Source organism: Salmonella sp. NW722 (assembly GCF_051702785.1).
GTDB classification, from domain to species: Bacteria; Pseudomonadota; Gammaproteobacteria; order Enterobacterales; family Enterobacteriaceae; genus Salmonella; species Salmonella enterica.
The window spans coordinates 639,170-654,860 of the sequence record NZ_JAMMIN010000002.1; the positions used below are offsets into that span (position 1 = coordinate 639,170).

At 52.5% G+C, this 15,691-nt stretch carries 19 protein-coding genes; 5 read left to right on the forward strand and 14 right to left on the reverse strand.

The window, feature by feature from the left end:
- Positions 1–15 precede the first annotated feature (15 nt).
- From nrdF to NA330_RS07440, 5 genes are all read right to left on the reverse strand, one after another.
- A complete protein-coding gene (gene nrdF, locus NA330_RS07420) occupies positions 16–975 on the reverse strand; it encodes a class 1b ribonucleoside-diphosphate reductase subunit beta (protein WP_000777903.1) in 960 nt (319 codons plus the stop codon).
- 10 nt (positions 976–985) lie between these two features.
- Positions 986–3,130 carry a class 1b ribonucleoside-diphosphate reductase subunit alpha gene (gene nrdE, locus NA330_RS07425; protein ID WP_024149252.1) on the reverse strand — a complete coding sequence of 715 codons (2,145 nt, stop codon included), beginning with the start codon at positions 3,128–3,130 and terminating at the stop codon, positions 986–988.
- On the reverse strand, positions 3,103–3,513 hold the full coding sequence (gene nrdI, locus NA330_RS07430; RefSeq protein ID WP_023242186.1) for a class Ib ribonucleoside-diphosphate reductase assembly flavoprotein NrdI: 411 nt from the start codon (positions 3,511–3,513) through the stop codon (positions 3,103–3,105). The genes nrdE and nrdI overlap by 28 nt, the downstream gene beginning before the upstream one ends.
- A complete protein-coding gene (gene nrdH, locus NA330_RS07435) occupies positions 3,510–3,755 on the reverse strand; it encodes a glutaredoxin-like protein NrdH (protein WP_000028870.1) in 246 nt (81 codons plus the stop codon). Before nrdH ends, nrdI begins: the two co-directional genes overlap by 4 nt.
- 271 nt (positions 3,756–4,026) lie before the next feature.
- Positions 4,027–4,458: a carboxymuconolactone decarboxylase family protein gene (locus NA330_RS07440; protein WP_000209807.1), complete on the reverse strand. Its 432-nt coding sequence runs from the start codon at positions 4,456–4,458 to the stop codon at positions 4,027–4,029.
- Positions 4,459–4,546: 88 nt separating this feature from the next.
- Here NA330_RS07440 and NA330_RS07445 point away from each other — a divergent pair, with 88 nt between their 5' ends.
- Complete coding sequence (locus tag NA330_RS07445) at positions 4,547–5,881, forward strand: PLP-dependent aminotransferase family protein (protein ID WP_023242184.1); 1,335 nt, start codon at positions 4,547–4,549, stop codon at positions 5,879–5,881.
- Positions 5,882–5,964: 83 nt separating this feature from the next.
- Here the strand turns inward: NA330_RS07445 and NA330_RS07450 are convergent, their stop codons facing one another.
- Positions 5,965–6,291, reverse strand: a complete 327-nt coding sequence (locus tag NA330_RS07450) for a DUF883 domain-containing protein (RefSeq protein WP_001519557.1) — start codon at positions 6,289–6,291, stop codon at positions 5,965–5,967.
- Between the two features lie 161 nt (positions 6,292–6,452).
- On the opposite strand from NA330_RS07450, the gene NA330_RS07455 reads away from it, so the two are divergent.
- Positions 6,453–6,803 (forward strand): DUF2002 family protein, encoded by a 351-nt coding sequence (locus NA330_RS07455; RefSeq protein ID WP_000281305.1) that lies wholly within the window; start codon positions 6,453–6,455, stop codon positions 6,801–6,803.
- A gap of 34 nt (positions 6,804–6,837) precedes the next feature.
- Here NA330_RS07455 and alaE read toward each other — a convergent pair whose 3' ends face one another.
- Positions 6,838–7,287, reverse strand: a complete 450-nt coding sequence (gene alaE, locus NA330_RS07460) for an L-alanine exporter AlaE (protein ID WP_000492669.1) — start codon at positions 7,285–7,287, stop codon at positions 6,838–6,840.
- 898 nt (positions 7,288–8,185) lie between these two features.
- Here alaE and stpA point away from each other — a divergent pair.
- Positions 8,186–8,587: a DNA-binding protein StpA gene (gene stpA, locus NA330_RS07465; RefSeq protein ID WP_001051100.1), complete on the forward strand. Its 402-nt coding sequence runs from the start codon at positions 8,186–8,188 to the stop codon at positions 8,585–8,587.
- An 89-nt stretch (positions 8,588–8,676) separates the two neighbouring features.
- Here the strand turns inward: stpA and NA330_RS07470 are convergent, their stop codons facing one another.
- The 3 genes from NA330_RS07470 to NA330_RS07480 form a co-directional block, all read right to left on the reverse strand.
- Entirely contained in the window at positions 8,677–8,856 is a 180-nt protein-coding gene (locus tag NA330_RS07470; protein ID WP_000494942.1) for a hypothetical protein, read from the reverse strand.
- A 78-nt stretch (positions 8,857–8,934) separates the two neighbouring features.
- Positions 8,935–9,462: a rhodanese family protein gene (locus tag NA330_RS07475; RefSeq protein ID WP_001607345.1), complete on the reverse strand. Its 528-nt coding sequence runs from the start codon at positions 9,460–9,462 to the stop codon at positions 8,935–8,937.
- A 9-nt stretch (positions 9,463–9,471) separates the two neighbouring features.
- Entirely contained in the window at positions 9,472–9,771 is a 300-nt protein-coding gene (locus tag NA330_RS07480) for an ArsR/SmtB family transcription factor (RefSeq protein WP_000137432.1), read from the reverse strand.
- Between the two features lie 182 nt (positions 9,772–9,953).
- On the opposite strand from NA330_RS07480, the gene NA330_RS07485 reads away from it, so the two are divergent.
- Entirely contained in the window at positions 9,954–10,112 is a 159-nt protein-coding gene (locus tag NA330_RS07485; RefSeq protein ID WP_023242183.1) for a YqaE/Pmp3 family membrane protein, read from the forward strand.
- A gap of 99 nt (positions 10,113–10,211) precedes the next feature.
- Positions 10,212–10,661 (forward strand): peptidoglycan-binding protein LysM, encoded by a 450-nt coding sequence (gene lysM / locus NA330_RS07490; RefSeq protein ID WP_000522406.1) that lies wholly within the window; start codon positions 10,212–10,214, stop codon positions 10,659–10,661.
- 21 nt (positions 10,662–10,682) lie between these two features.
- On the opposite strand, the gene csiR is transcribed toward lysM, so the two are convergent.
- From csiR to gabD, 4 genes are all read right to left on the reverse strand, one after another.
- On the reverse strand, positions 10,683–11,360 hold the full coding sequence (gene csiR, locus NA330_RS07495) for a DNA-binding transcriptional regulator CsiR (protein ID WP_000126152.1): 678 nt from the start codon (positions 11,358–11,360) through the stop codon (positions 10,683–10,685).
- Positions 11,361–11,401: 41 nt separating this feature from the next.
- Positions 11,402–12,802, reverse strand: a complete 1,401-nt coding sequence (gene gabP / locus NA330_RS07500) for a GABA permease (RefSeq protein WP_000531282.1) — start codon at positions 12,800–12,802, stop codon at positions 11,402–11,404.
- Positions 12,803–12,935: 133 nt separating this feature from the next.
- Positions 12,936–14,219 carry a 4-aminobutyrate--2-oxoglutarate transaminase gene (gene gabT, locus NA330_RS07505; protein WP_023242182.1) on the reverse strand — a complete coding sequence of 428 codons (1,284 nt, stop codon included), beginning with the start codon at positions 14,217–14,219 and terminating at the stop codon, positions 12,936–12,938.
- 14 nt (positions 14,220–14,233) lie between these two features.
- Positions 14,234–15,682 carry an NADP-dependent succinate-semialdehyde dehydrogenase gene (gabD, locus tag NA330_RS07510; protein ID WP_001176532.1) on the reverse strand — a complete coding sequence of 483 codons (1,449 nt, stop codon included), beginning with the start codon at positions 15,680–15,682 and terminating at the stop codon, positions 14,234–14,236.
- Positions 15,683–15,691: the final 9 nt, after the last annotated feature.

Sequence of the window (15,691 nt, forward strand, 5' to 3'; positions counted from 1 at the left end):
CCCATGCCCGTAAGGTTAAAAGTTCCAGTCTTCGTCTTCGGTTTCGACTGTTTTCCCCATCACATAAGATGAACCTGAGCCGGAAAAGAAATCATGGTTTTCGTCGGCATTCGGCGAGAGCGCGGCAAGGATTGCGGGATTCACGTCTGCCATCTCCGGCGGAAATAACGCCTCATAACCCAGGTTCATTAAGGCTTTATTGGCGTTGTAGCACAAGAAGGCTTTGACGTCGTTAACCCAGCCGGTTTCCGCATATAACGCTTCTGTGTAGCGGATTTCGTTGTCGTACAGTTCCATCAACAAATCGAGCGCGAAAAGCTTTAACTCTTCACGCTCGATTGCCGATAGTTTTTGTAGCGCTATCTGATACTTATAGCCAATATAATAACCGTGAACCGCTTCATCGCGAATGATTAAACGAATCAGGTCGGCAGTGTTCGTGAGCTTACCGCGGCTGGAGAAATACATTGGCAGCCAGAAGCCGGAATAGAACAGAAAAGACTCTAAAAAGACGCTGGCAATTTTTTTCTTTAGCGGTTCATCGCTGACGTAATGAGCCAAAATAATCTGCGCCTTACGCTGAAGCGGCGGGTTTTCTTCGCTCCAGGCGTAGGCGGCATCAACCTCTTTCGTCTGGCACAGCGTGGAAAAAATAGAACTGTAAGAGCGGGCGTGTACCGCTTCCATAAAGCTGATGTTCGACAGCACTGCCTCTTCATGCGGCGTGATGGCATCTGCCATTAACGACGGCGCGCCTGCGATGTTCTGGATAGTGTCGAGCAGCGTAAGTCCCGTAAACACGCGAATGGTGAGCTGCTGTTCGGCGGCGCTCAGCGTCTGCCAGGCCGGAATATCATTCGATAACGGCACTTTTTCCGGCAGCCAGAAGTTACTGGTCAGCCGGTTCCACACCTCCAGATCTTTGTCGTCCTGGATCTTGTTCCAGTTGATGGCGCTAATACGAGATAATTTCATATGGCTTTCCTTATAGCGCGCAGGATACGCAGCCTTCAATTTCAGTACCTTCCAGCGCCAACTGGCGAAGCCGGATGTAATACAGTGACTTAATACCTTTTCGCCAGGCATAGATCTGCGCTTTGTTGATATCGCGGGTCGTGGCGGTATCGGGGAAAAACAGGGTGAGCGACAGCCCTTGATCGACGTGGCGCGTGGCCTCGGCGTAGGTATCAATAATTTTTTCCGGACCGATATCGTAAGCATCCTGATACATGTCCAGATTTTCATTGGTCATAAACGGCGCGGGGTAATACACACGCCCGGTTTTGCCCTCTTTGCGAATCTCAATTTTGGCCACAATCGGATGAATGCTGGAGGTCGCATGATTAATGTAAGAAATCGAACCGGTCGGCGGCACCGCCTGCAAATTTTGGTTATAGATGCCATAGCGCATCACATCGTCGCGCAGCTTTAGCCACATTTCTCGTGTGGGTAGCGTAATGCCGCTGCGGGCAAATAGCGTTCTGACTTTCGCCGTTTTCGGTTGCCAGTCGTCCTGTAAATACTGCGTAAAATAGTCGCCGCTGGCATAGCGCGACTGCGCAAATTCGGCGAAGGTTTTGCCGCGTTCGCGGGCCAGCCGCATTGAAGTATGCACGGCATGCCAGGTAATGGTGTAAAAATAGAAATTGGTGAAATCCAACGCCTCCGGCGAACCGTAGGCAATGCCTTCTCTTGCCAGATAGCCATGCAGATTCATCTGGCCCAGACCGATGGCATGAGAGGCGGCATTACCGGCGGCTATTGAGGGCACGCTGCGTATATGGCTCATGTCCGACACCGCCGTCAGGCCGCGAATAGCGGTTTCTACGGTACGGCCAATGTCCGGTGAATCCATGACGTGAGCGATATTCAGCGAGCCGAGATTGCAGGAAATGTCATGCCCGATGTGGGTATAGTCAAGGTTATCGTCGTAACGGGAGGCGCTATTGACCTGTAAAATTTCCGAGCACAGGTTGCTCATATTAATGCGACCAGCAATGGGATTCGCGCGGTTTACCGTATCTTCAAACATGATGTAGGGATACCCGGATTCGAACTGAATCTCCGCCAGTGTTTGAAAAAAGTCGCGGGCGTTAATATAGGTTTTACGCACGTGCGGATCGGCAATTAATTCATCGTACCGTTCGCTAATGGCGATATCGCCAAACGGTTTGCCGTAGCGTCGTTGTACGTCATAGGGCGAAAAGAGCGCCATTTGCGCGTTTTCTTTCGCCAGCCGGAAGGTGATGTCCGGGATCACCACGCCGAGAGAGAGCGTTTTGATCCGGATTTTTTCGTCGGCATTTTCCCGTTTGGTATCCAGAAAACGCAGAATATCCGGATGGTGCGCATGGAGATAAACCGCGCCGGCCCCCTGGCGCGCGCCAAGCTGGTTGGCATACGAAAACGCGTCTTCCAGCATTTTCATCACCGGGATCACGCCGGAAGACTGATTCTCAATGCGTTTGATCGGCGCGCCCGCCTCGCGCAGATTGGAGAGTAAAAACGCGACGCCGCCGCCGCGTTTGGAGAGTTGCAGCGCCGAATTCACCGCCCGCCCGATCGACTCCATATTGTCTTCGATACGGAGCAGGAAGCAGGAGACCAGTTCCCCACGCTGCTGTTTGCCGCAATTTAAAAAAGTCGGGGTAGCGGGCTGAAAGCGACCAGAAAGCATTTCATCGGTCAGTTGGGTGGCCAGCGTTTCGTCACCCTGCGCCAGCGTCAACGCCACCATTGTCACCCGATCTTCAAAGTGTTCCAGATAACGTTTGCCGTCGAAGGTTTTCAGCGTGTAACTGGTATAGAACTTCCAGGCGCCAAGAAACGTCTGGAAGCGAAAGCCGCTGGCGTGGGCGTGCTCGAACAGGCGGAGGACGAAGGCGCGGTCGTAACGCGCGAGGACAGCGTCATCGTAATACCCTTCCCGAACCAGCGTCTCCAGACGTTCATGCTGGCTGGCAAACGTCACGGAATGCGGGCGGACGTGGGCGGCAAAGAAGGCGTCGATCGCCTGCTGGTCCTTGTCGAACTGAATATGGCCTGCTTTATCATAAAGATTCAGCATCGCGTTCAGGGCGTGGTAATCCATGGTTTCCTGCATTACGCGCTCCGGGGTAGTTGTTGCCAAAATTCATATACTCCTTTTCGGACGTTATCGATGTCGCGTTGTGTGCCCATGAGCTCAAAGCGGTACAGCCAGGGTACGCCGCATTTTTGTGCTATCACATCGCCTGCGCATCCCCAGGCATCGCCGAAATTGCGATTACCGGAGGCAATGACGCCGCGAATGCGCGCCCGGTTGTGTTCATCATTTAAAAAGCGGATCACCTGTCGCGGCACCGCACCGGCCATCCCGCCGCCGCCGTATGACGGCACAACCAGAATGTACGGTTCGTCTACCTGAATTCGCTCCCGTTCATTGAGCGGAATACGCGTGGCAGGCAGCCCCAGACGCTGCATAAAGCGGTGCGTATTTTCAGATCTGCTGGAGAAGTAGACGAGCGCGCTCATGCGTTTGCCGCGTGGGGTGTCGGGTGCAGACGGTTAATCATGTCCGGGCGGAAGCCAGACCAGCTCAAATCGCCCGCCATCACCACCGGTAATTGACGAAATCCTTGCGCCCGGAGCGTATCCGCTGCATCCGGCACCAGATCGACGTTCACCATCTCAAATTCAAATCCACGGCTTTCCATCGCCCGCTTTGTGGCGTGGCACTGGACACAGTTATTGCGGGTGTAAATAGTAATGCTCATGATTCGTATTTCCATTTAAAATGAGAAAACGGCGCGATGAAACGCGTCGGATTGTCGGGTGTTGATACAGGAAATACTAGATGTAGTTGAATTAAGATTCAACCATACAAGATATGGGAATTTTCGATTGATTTTAACGCCGCTGATGAACGCAGCGGGGTAGGGGCGGCATGGCTAATTTTTGCCGGATGGCGGCGTGAACGCCCGATCCGGCCTGCAGGTTGACGCATAATAGAGTTGGCTGACATCTGCGCCATCCGGCAACAATGCGTCACATTCGCATACCGATCGCCAGACGGTTAAAGCAGTTCATTAAACCGATGGCGAAGGTCAGATCGCTGATTTCACGCGCGCTGAAATGATCGAGCAGCGGCAGGTAAACATTATCTTCGGCGTGGGTTTCAGCAATGTGCGTCACCGATTCCGCCCAGGCTAACGCCGCGCACTCTTGCTCGCTGAAATGGTGGCTTACCCGCCATCCTGCCAGCGCATCTAATTTAGCTTGATTTACGCCAGCCTTACGCAGCGCTTTACTGTGCATCTCCAGGCAAAATGCACAACCATTTATTTGCGAAACACGCAGGTAAATCAGCTCCATCAGAGTGAGGTCAAGCGTGCTCTTTTCCAGCGCGTTTTTCGCCTGCACCAGAGCGCTGTAAACCTCCGGGCTCAGTTCATAATAGGGTTGGCGTAACGTCGTCATCATGTTTCTCCTCGTGTTGATGACGAGCACTGTAGCACTATAATGGTCTGTAAAAGAGAGCCATATTTTTACAGAAAAAGCAGACCATATGCCGCGCTATCAGCACATCGCTCGTCAGTTAAAAACGGCCATTGAGCAAGGAGAACTCGCGCCCGGAACGCGTTTGCCTTCCAGCCGGACGTGGGCGCAGGAATTGGGCGTTTCTCGCGCCACGGTGGAAAATGCCTATGGCGAGCTGGTGGCGCAGGGCTGGCTGGAGCGACGTGGCCAGGCAGGCACGTTTGTGAGCAACGCTCTACGGTTTGAGACGGCGCCGCCGATACCCGCTGTTTTTGCCGGAGAAAGTCCGGAACCGAAACCCTTTCAGATGGGGTTACCGGCGCTGGATCTCTTTCCACGCGAGAAGTGGGCGCGAGTAATGGGGCGTCGGTTGCGCACGCAGACACGCTTCGATCTGGCATTAGGCGACGTCTGCGGCGAGGCGATTTTGCGCCAGGCGATAGTCGATTACCTGCGGGTTTCGCGTAGCATTGAATGTCTGCCGGAACAGGTATTTATTACCTCCGGTTATGCGGATTCTATGCGGCTAATCCTGCGTACATTGTCTGTGCCGGGAGACAGCATGTGGGTGGAAGATCCCGGCTTTCCGTTAATTCGCCCGGTGATAACGCAGGAGGGGATTACGCTGGCGCCGATTCCGGTCGATGTCGATGGGCTGAATGTCGCGGCGGGGATGCGGGATTGCCCGCAGGGACGCTTTGCATTGGTGACGCCCGCCCATCAAAGTCCGTTGGGGGTGGCGCTGTCGTTAACTCGCCGACGGCAACTTCTGGCATGGGCGGCGAATGTGCAGGCCTGGATTATTGAAGATGATTACGACAGCGAATTTCGTTATCACGGTAAACCGCTTCCGCCGCTCAAGAGTCTGGATGCCCCGCAGCGAGTGATTTACGCCGGAACGTTCAGTAAGTCGCTCTTTCCGGCATTACGTACCGCCTGGCTGGTGGTGCCGATAAAGCAGATTGAGCATTTCCGCCAGCAGGCGTCGCTGATGCCCTGTAGCGTACCGTTGTTATGGCAGCACACGCTGGCTGATTTTATCCGTGATGGCCATTTCTGGCGGCATCTGAAAAAGATGCGCCAACATTATGCTCAGCGACGGTTATGGATTAAAGAGGCGCTGGCAGAACAGGGATTTGTCGTGACATTACAGAAAGGCGGTATTCAATTGGTTATTGAGGTTGAAGGCGATGATAAAGCGCAGGTAGCAAAAGCGAATCAGGCCGGACTGGCGGTACAGGCGTTAAGCCGTTGGCGAGTGGTTTCGTCAGGAAAGGGGGGCATTTTACTGTCGTTTACCAATATTACTTCCGCTGGCATGGCGAAACAGGTCGCATGGCAGCTTCGACAGGCGATACAGTAACCGTTTCGCCGAATGGCGCGACCTGGGCCTGCGGCAATGATGCAGGCCCAATAAAGTATGTCGCCATCCGGCAGCGCACGTCGTTAGCGACGCAGGCTAAGCAGCGCCCCGATAAAAATCCCTACCGCTGCGGCGGTTCCTACGCTACACCAGGGTTTTTCACGCACAAACGTATCCGCGCACCCCATCGCATCACAGGCGGCTTGTTTTACGCGAGTACGACCCTGCATCCGCGCCCGGGTCTCTTTCAGCAACGCCTGTGCTTTACGTCGCGCAGCCTCGGCTTCGTCTTTCGCATCGCTTCCCCAGGATTTAAGGACATCTTCCAGACTGTCGGCTAATCGATTGACATCATTCTGAATATCCTGAACACCATCATCGACGTCGTTTCGGTTCGGTTTGTTAAGCATATGATCCTCCATTGATTTCGATGTAGCTTTCAGTGTAGTTCATATTTTTACCTGCTGAGGCTTGTTACGGCGATATCATGCGTTTCTGGACTTTTCTGAAAGCGTTGATAACGCGCTATCGGGTAAGGTAAGCCCGCAGTACAAGAGAATGAGGATAAAATATGTATTTACGACCTGACGAGGTGGCGCGGGTACTGGAAAAGGCAGGGTTTACCGTCGATGTGGTGACGAATAAGACGTATGGTTATCGACGCGGCGAGAATTATGTTTATGTTAACCGCGAGGCGCGTATGGGGCGTACCGCGCTGATCATTCACCCCAGATTAAAAGACCGTAGCTCATCACTGGCTGACCCGGCTTCGGATATTAAAACCTGCGATCACTACCAAAATTTTCCGCTCTATTTAGGCGGCGAGACCCACGAACATTACGGTATTCCCCACGGCTTTAGCTCCCGAATAGCGTTAGAACGTTATCTGAATGGGCTTTTTGGCGACGAGAAAACCGACTAAAAGCGCGACTGGCAATGCCAGTCGCGACGCTAACTTACGCCTTAGCCTGATGATAGCTGCTCACTTTAAACAGGCGACGACAATAATCCAGGAAGTAGCCATAAACCGCGCCCATTAACATTGAAACAACAATGTTTGAACTCACGGCGGCCACTATCTGATGCCAGCCGGCACCGACGGTCAGCAAGATGATAATATAAACGGGTGACTGAAAGGTGACATAAGCCAATACATCCGCCAGGTTTTTGGCCCATCCCGCCGGGCTTGCCTTACGCGCGACGCGCATAATCAGATCGCGGTAAACGCCGTATGGCCATGCAATCAAAATGTTGACAGGTATCGCCACCAGCCTGGAAGAAAGCGACTGCTCAAAGCTCATTCCGGAGAGGAATATCTCGATCAACATGTTCACAACAGAACAGTAAACAACCATCGCAAACGTGTCTGCTACGGCATGACGCAAGCGTGACTGTGGAGAGAACATGTTAATGCTCCTTGTAGCGTATCAATCAGAATGAGGTGATGGTTGGTAGTGAAATCATAAAGCACTTTTGTCTTTGCATAGAGTATATCCCTATATAATAACTATCAACTAGTGTAATATTTTTATTTATAGGCTTTTTGTCGATAAAATACTCTGTGATTGTGTGTTTTTTGCTCGCGGCGAGATTTTCGTTGTTGTTAGTTATTAATTACTTTTAAATCAATGCATTATAATGCATTGTTTTTCTGGCGATTTTCAGCCACATTCCAAATGTTGTCAGATGCGATGTATTCTCGGCTAACGGCACGCGCTCTACTTTTCTCAGCATAATTATAGCTATTGCAGGGTGATTTTTAGCATAAAGCTCTGATGATGATTTTTGAATGGTTAATCTCTTATTGTGCTGAAATATTCACTTCTGTATAAGGTCAGCCACCGTGAGGGTCACCGCGGTTACTGATATACGCAATACGCTATATACGCTATGGATTTCGAGTTGCTTAAAGGCGGCAAGGGAGTGAATCCCCAGGAGCATAGATAACGATGTGACTGGGGGGAGCGACAAATCTGCCGGGAGCAGATTTGAACGTCGCGTGCGACGACCCGTCAGGGCGAGGCCCATGGATGGGCCGGGTAATCCGTAGCCAACACATAAGCCACTTGAAGAATGAAGGATATAAACAGCCGAACGGGAAACCTACAGATATACCGTAGGCAGAATAACCTGAAACACACAGGGGGTAATGAATATAACCTTCTGGTTAACAGATTAATATAATTAATCGAGTTATACTGAGTATATCTGTATGAACTTTAGGATCTGGAAATATAATCAATAATCGCATACAATACCGCCTGTAATAGTTTTTGTTTTCTGCGTTAAAAGGTTTTTATTGATATGAATTTGATGTTACAGAACTTAAATAATATCCGCACGCTGCGCGCTATGGCTCGCGAATTCTCCATTGACGTTCTTGAAGAAATGCTCGAAAAATTCAGGGTTGTCACTAAAGAAAGACGCGAAGAAGAAGAATTGCAGCAACGCCAGCTTGCCGAGAAGCAAGAGAAAATTAATGCCTTTCTGGAGCTGATGAAAGCAGACGGTATTAACCCAGAAGAGTTATTTGCCATGGATTCAGCAATGCCGCGTTCTGCTAAAAAGCGCCAGCCGCGTCCGGCAAAATATCGTTTTACTGATTTCAATGGCGAAGAAAAAACCTGGACCGGACAAGGTCGTACGCCTAAACCGATTGCCCAGGCGCTGGCGGCGGGGAAATCTCTGGATGATTTCTTAATCTAATCACGGATAACCTTTAACTGATGGCGCTTCGTTTCCTGTCTCTATTAATCGGGACTCCGGGAACGTTGCGCCATGCTCATTCTGATAAATCAGCACACGCCAAAATCGCCCTCTTCGCAATAGGGGGTGACATCTGCTGCTTTGAGGATCAATTTTTCGCCCGGTTCATTACCGACCTGTACCGCGACAATATGATCCTCGTTGACTTCAATCACTTTCAGTTTCGGCCCACCCATTCGGGGCTGTACGATATCGCCTGGTGTGAACATCACGCCCTCCTGTTGAACAATGCTATAAACCCGCCTTCAGTCTACTACACACTTACCGACGCGTGGTGAAGGTATCGCTTAATGAGTACGGCTATTCCAGGGCATTTTTTCCAGTAGTCGCGCCATTCCGCAGAAGCCGGTCATGCCTGCCAGCATTAACCCGGCCCCGACAAAACCGCTAATGAGGAAAAAGCCGCCGTGGACCGTATAGCCCAGAATCACCCCAAGCAACGTCAACCCGCCGGCGGCGATTTGCACCTGACGCATCAGCGGCAACGGTTGCGATTTGTCTTCTGTGACGGGCAATCCTGCCGCTTTCCATCCGTCGATGCCGCCTTCCAGTAGACTGACCTGAGCAGGGGCGGCAATGGCCTGTAGTTTTGCTGCATTGCTGCTGGTTCGTTTACCTGACTGACAGTGAAAAATAATCTGTTCCGCTCGCAGGTTGGCGGGCAAATCGCCCTGTTCAAGCCGGGAGAGCGGCGCCAGTTGCGCATGTGGAATATGCTCGCGCAGATATTCATCGGCGTCGCGCACATCAATCAGTTTCGCGCCTTGCGCTATCAGCGCTTGCGCCTCACGGGGGGAAACTATCCCAATGGACATCGTGCCTCCTTATGGACAATAGAGATTCTTTAACGTGGCGATAATCGTATTAACCGCCTCATTTTTAATGAAATAGTGAATGCGCTGGGCATCGCGTTGACTATCAATCAGCCCTTCTTCCCGCATCCGCGCCAGATGTTGCGACGTCGCGGAGGGGCTTAGCCCGGTAATGCGCGCCAGTTCGCCTGCGCTGGTTTTTGGCGAACCGCAAAGCATACATAAAATCAGTAATCTTTTTGGGTGGCTCATCGCTTTGAGCAGGGCCGCCGCCTGTTCTGCGCTGGCCTGAAGTTGTTCAAGCTCTGTCATAGTTATTTAAGCATTTTCTAAATTTAGTTAATTCTAAAATAAACGTCAACCTGATGCCAGCGTAAAGAGCGTAAAGGAGGGTAAAAGCGCGGCGCGCGACTGGCAGGCTCAGGTAAACTGACTATGCTTAGAGATAAAATCTCTTTTTAAACAATGACTAATTTTGCTTGTATGGAGTGTATATGGGTTTCTGGAGAATTGTATTTACGATTATTTTGCCTCCGCTCGGCGTACTTTTAAGAAAAGGGTTCGGTTGGGCATTTATCCTTAATATCCTGCTGACATTACTCGGATATATTCCGGGGCTTATCCACGCATTTTGGGTTCAGATGCGTCATTAATTACCGGCCACCGGCGGCGCATAAGCGCCGCTTATCAGGATAACTTCATTCCCTCTGCTACACTTTTCTTTGTGTGTATTTTTGACAAGCGAGGTGAATATGGGACTTTTCAATTTTGTAAAAGATGCAGGTGAAAAACTCTGGGACGCGGTAACCGCTAATCATGATAAGGACGATCAGGCGAAAAAAGTCCAGGAACATTTAAATAAAACGGGAATACCCGACGCTGACAAAGTGAATGTGCAAATAGCTGATGGAAAAGCGACAGTGACGGGTGATGGGCTGAGTCAGGAGGCAAAAGAAAAAATTCTGGTTGCCGTGGGGAATATCGCCGGGATTAGCAGCGTTGACGATCAGGTTAAAACCACGACGCCGGCGGCTGAAAGTCAGTTTTATACCGTAAAATCAGGCGACACCCTGAGCGCTATTTCAAAGCAAGTGTATGGTAACGCCAATCTGTATAATAAAATCTTCGAGGCAAATAAACCGATGCTGAAAAGCCCGGAAAAAATATATCCGGGACAAGTGTTGCGTATTCCTGAAGAATAATGGCTATCAGGTCGCGCCAGGCTACATTTTCCCTGCCATCGCCTGGCGAATAATGGGAATCGGCGTCAGCAAATGCTGACGCATTAATTCGCTGGCGCGTGCCGCCTCGCGCGCCAGTATCGCTTCGGTTAGCGTGTGATGCTGGATATGTTTATCTTCCAGCATCTCGACGGACAGAACGGTTTCACGTAACCAAATAAAGCGGTAGCGGGCCGCCAGGTCAAATAAGCGTTCGCGCATCTGTAGCAAGTAATGGGAGCCGCACCCGGCGACAATGGCGGAATGAAACGCCTGGTGGCGCTGATCCCATTCATCGAGCATATGTTCACTGGCATCGCTGGCTTCCAGTTTGCTGAGCATATGCGCTCGCGCCAGGATCTCCGCCTCCCACGCATCATCGCCGCGTTCAATCGCCAGGCGTACCAGCATCGCTTCCATATTGGCGCGCGCGTCAAAAATATCGAGGAGTTCCGCCTCTGACATGGACGCCACGCGATAGCCTTTTTGATTCACCACGGTGACCAGCCGTTCCGCCACCAGTTGTGACAGCGCCTCGCGCAGCGGCCCTACGCCAAGCGCATAGCGGGCGGTTAATAAACTCATCCGCAGTTTCTCATCCGGCTGATAAGTGCCGCGAATAATGTCATTTTTAAGCCAGCGATAGCCATCTATGGCCGTCGGTTGGGAAAGGGCGGTCATCTTTTACTCCTGAGAAGCTTCCCGGCCGACGCCGGGAATAACTAACGTAGGTTTTGCAGGGGGGCTTTTTGCCACCTTATCAGTTTTTTCCAGCGAGACATAATGGGGACAGTACCTATTATGCCCAGCCCTAACAGCCCCGTCGAAATGACTTCCAGTTGCTGTGCCGGTCGAAATAGCATCACCACCAGAACAAAGCAGATAAAGCCGATAACCAGCCAGGTGAGCCACGGATAAAGCCACATTTTCAACTTAATTTCTCCGCCCTGCGCCAGCAGAATTTTACGCATCCGCAATTGCGAAATCGCAATCACCAGATAGACCAACAGCGCGATGGCGCCGGAACTGTCGATAAGAAATTTAAACACTTTTGCCGGGGCGTAATAATTGACGATAACGGTTAAAAAGGCCGCGCCGGTAGAGAGGAGAACCGCTACCCAGGGCGTTTTGCTACGGTTAGTTTTTCCCATTATCGCAGGCGCATCGCCGCGGCGGCTAAGGGAATAGAGCATCCGGGAGGCGGTATATAATGCGGAGTTCAGACAACTGGTCACCGACAACAAAATCACGCAGTCCATAATGAATTTTGCGTGCGGAATATGAAGCAGCTCCAGTACCGAGCGGTACGAACCTACGCTTTTCAGGCCCGGCATATTCCACGGGATCAGCGCCACCACCACAAAAATGGAACACAGGTAAAAGATGGAAATTCGCCAGATAACAGAATTGGTGGCGCGTACGATATGTTTATCCGGCGTATCGGATTCCGCGGCAGCAATAGTGACGATTTCCGCGCCCATAAAAGAGAACATGGTGATCAACATGGCGCTTAACACCGCACCGAAGCCGTTAGGCATAAAACCGCCGTGATCCCATAGCCGGGAGATACCGCTTACCTCGGCATATGGATAAAAACCGCTAATCGCCGTCGCGCCCAGCGCGATAAACGCCAGGATAGCAATCACTTTACATAGCGCCAGCCAGAATTCGAATTCGCCGTAATTTTTGACGCTCAATAAATTGCTTCCGGTTAAGGCAAGCGTAATCACTAATGAAAATAGCCACACCGGAATACCCGGTATCCATGAATTCAGAATAATGGCGGCAATATTGGCCTCCAGCGGAATAACCAGCACCCAAAACCACCAGTATAACCAGCCGATGGTATACCCGGCCCAGGGGCCGATCGCTTTATCCGCATAGGTGGAAAAAGAACCGGTATCCGGCGTGGCGACGGCCATTTCAGCCAGCATTCGCATAATCATGACGACTAAAAGTCCTGCGAACAGATAGGCCAGCAGTACCGCAGGGCCGGCCTCCGCAATCGCCACGCTGGAACCGACAAACAGGCTGGCGCCGATGACGCCGGCGATCGATAACATGGTGACGTGGCGTGATTTCAGCCCGCCCCCTAATGCATGTGATTCTGACAATTGCCCCATCCTAAAACCTCTTTATTGTTATTGCGCTCGTTTACCGGATGGCGCCTGGCTTAATTATTCGGCCTACAATCGAAACGGTTTTTGTAGGCCGAATAAGACAGTTACGTCGCCATCCGACGCTGCTTATTGGACATTACGCTTGTTTCGCCTCATCAAAGCACTGGGCGATAATCTCCAGGCCTTGCCGAATCTGCGAGGCCTCAATAGTGAGTGGAACGAGGATGCGCAAGATGTTGTAGTAAGGACCGCAGGAGAGCAGAATTAACCCTTTATCGCGGGCGCGGGCCACAATGTCGGCGGTCAGAGTCGCGTTCGGTTTGCCGGGGTCGCCATTTTCAAACAACTCAATGGCGATCATGGCGCCCAGTCCGCGCACGTCGCCAATCTCACGGTGCGTTTCCGCTATCTCCATCAGGCCATCGCGCAGCGTTTTGCCAAGCGTATTTGCCTTTTGCAGTAGATTTTCCTGCTCGAAAATGTCCAGTACCGCCAGCGCGGCGGCGCAGGCAATCGGGTTTCCGGCATAGGTGCCGCCCAGCCCGCCCGGCGCGATAGCGTCCATCACGTCTGCCCGGCCGGTAACGCCTGCCAGCGGAAAGCCGCCGGCGATCGATTTCGCAAACGTGGTAATATCTGCCGCAACGCCCATCTGTTCCATGGCGAACAGCGTACCGGTCCGGCCCGCGCCGCTTTGCACTTCGTCGGCAATCAACATAATGCCGTGTTGGTCGCATAGCGCGCGCAGTCGCTGCATAAACGCGGGAGAGGCGGCGTAAAATCCGCCTTCGCCCTGTACCGGCTCAATAATAATGGCGGCGATATCTTCCGGCGCGGCATCATTTTTAAAGATGCGCTCAATGCTGGCGATGGCGTCGTCGTCGCTGATGTTGTGTAGCGGGCAAGGATAAAGCGCGCGGTAGACATGGCCTGGCATCAATCCCATACCAGCAGAGTACGGGTGTACTTTCCCGGTCAGAGAGAGCGTGTAGTGGGTACGACCGTGGTAAGCGCCGCTAAACGCGATAGCGCCGCTGCGTTTTGTCGCCGCGCGGGCGATTTTCACCGCGTTTTCAACCGCTTCTGAACCGGTCGTGACCAGCAACGTTTTTTTGGCGAAATCGCCCGGTACCTTCTGGTTCATGCGTTCGCACAACGCCAGGTACGGTTCATAGGCCAGCACCTGAAAACAGGTATGCGACAATTTCTTCAACTGCGCTTCGACCGCTGAAACAATGCCGGGATGTAAATGACCGGTGTTCAGGACGGCAATGCCGCCCGCGAAATCGAGATACTCACGGCCTTCGACATCCCAGACCCGACAATTTTCCGCCCGCTCGGCGAAAATCGGGTGAATCTGGCCCACGCCGCGAGGAACGGCGTTATGACGGCGCTGCATTAAAGCGTTATTGGTATTCATTAGCGACTCTCCTGTTAAAGGCCGATGCACATATATTTGATTTCTAAATAATCTTCGATGCCGTATTTGGAACCTTCACGGCCTAATCCGGAGGCCTTAATACCGCCGAAAGGCGCGACTTCGTTGGAGATAATGCCGGTATTAATACCGACGATGCCGTATTCCAGCGCTTCGCCGACGCGGAAAACGCGGCTTAAATCGCGTGCATAAAAATAGGCTGCCAGGCCGAACTCGGTATCGTTAGCCTGCCTGATGACATCCGCCTCGTCGCTGAAGCGGAACAGAGGCGCGAGCGGCCCGAATGTCTCTTCTTTGGCGACTTTCGCGTTATCAGGGACATCCGCCAGAATGGTCGGTTGAAAGAAGTTGCCGCCCAATTTGTGCGCTTCACCGCCCGTAATGACGCGGGCGCCTTTTTCCAGCGCGTCGGCGATATGCTCCTGGACTTTCGCCACGGCTTTTTCATCAATCAGCGGCCCGATAGCGACGTCGGCTTGCAGGCCGTCGCCGACCGCGAGCTTATTTACCGCCTGGTTGAGTTTTTCCGCAAAACGATCGTAAACGCCGTCCTGAACATACAATCTATTGGCGCAGACACAGGTCTGCCCGGCGTTGCGAAACTTCGAAGCCAGCGCGCCTTCGACGGCTTTATCCAGATCGGCATCGTCAAAGACGATAAACGGCGCATTGCCGCCCAACTCCAGCGACACTTTTTTAATGTCTTTGGCGCATTGTTCCATCAGCTGGCGGCCAATCTCCGTCGAGCCGGTAAACGACAGTTTGCGTACCAGCGGGTTGCTGGTCAGCTCGCCGCCAATATCGCCTGCCGAACCGGTAACGACGTTAAATACGCCTGCGGGAATTCCGGCGCGCCGGGCCAGTTCCGCCAGCGCCAGCGCGGAAAACGGCGTCTGGCTGGCGGGTTTGAGTACCATTGTGCAGCCTGCGGCCAGCGCGGGGCCGGCTTTACGGGTGATCATTGCCGAGGGAAAGTTCCACGGGGTAATCGCGGCGGTGACGCCGATGGGCTGTTTAATCACCAGCAGCCGTTTATCGGCCTGATGACCTGGAATCGTGTCGCCATAGATACGCTTCCCCTCTTCGGCGAACCATTCAATAAACGAGGCGGCGTAGCTAATTTCGCCTTTCGCTTCCGCCAGCGGTTTGCCCTGTTCCAGCGTCATCAGACGCGCCAAATCGTCCTGATGTTCCATCATCAGATTGAACCAGCGACGCAGGATATTGGCTCGCTCTTTGGCAGTGAGCGCGCGCCAAGCGGGCAGGGCGCGATTGGCGGCGTTGATGGCGTCGCGCGTCTCTTCCGCCCCCATTTTGGGCACATTGCCAAGCGGTTTCCCGTTGGCGGGGTTGCTCACGGGGATGACATCGCCGCCGCGCGCGTCGCGCCAGTCGCCATCGATAAAGGCCTGCTGGCGGAACAGGGTAGAGTCGTTAAGTTGCATAATTGCTTC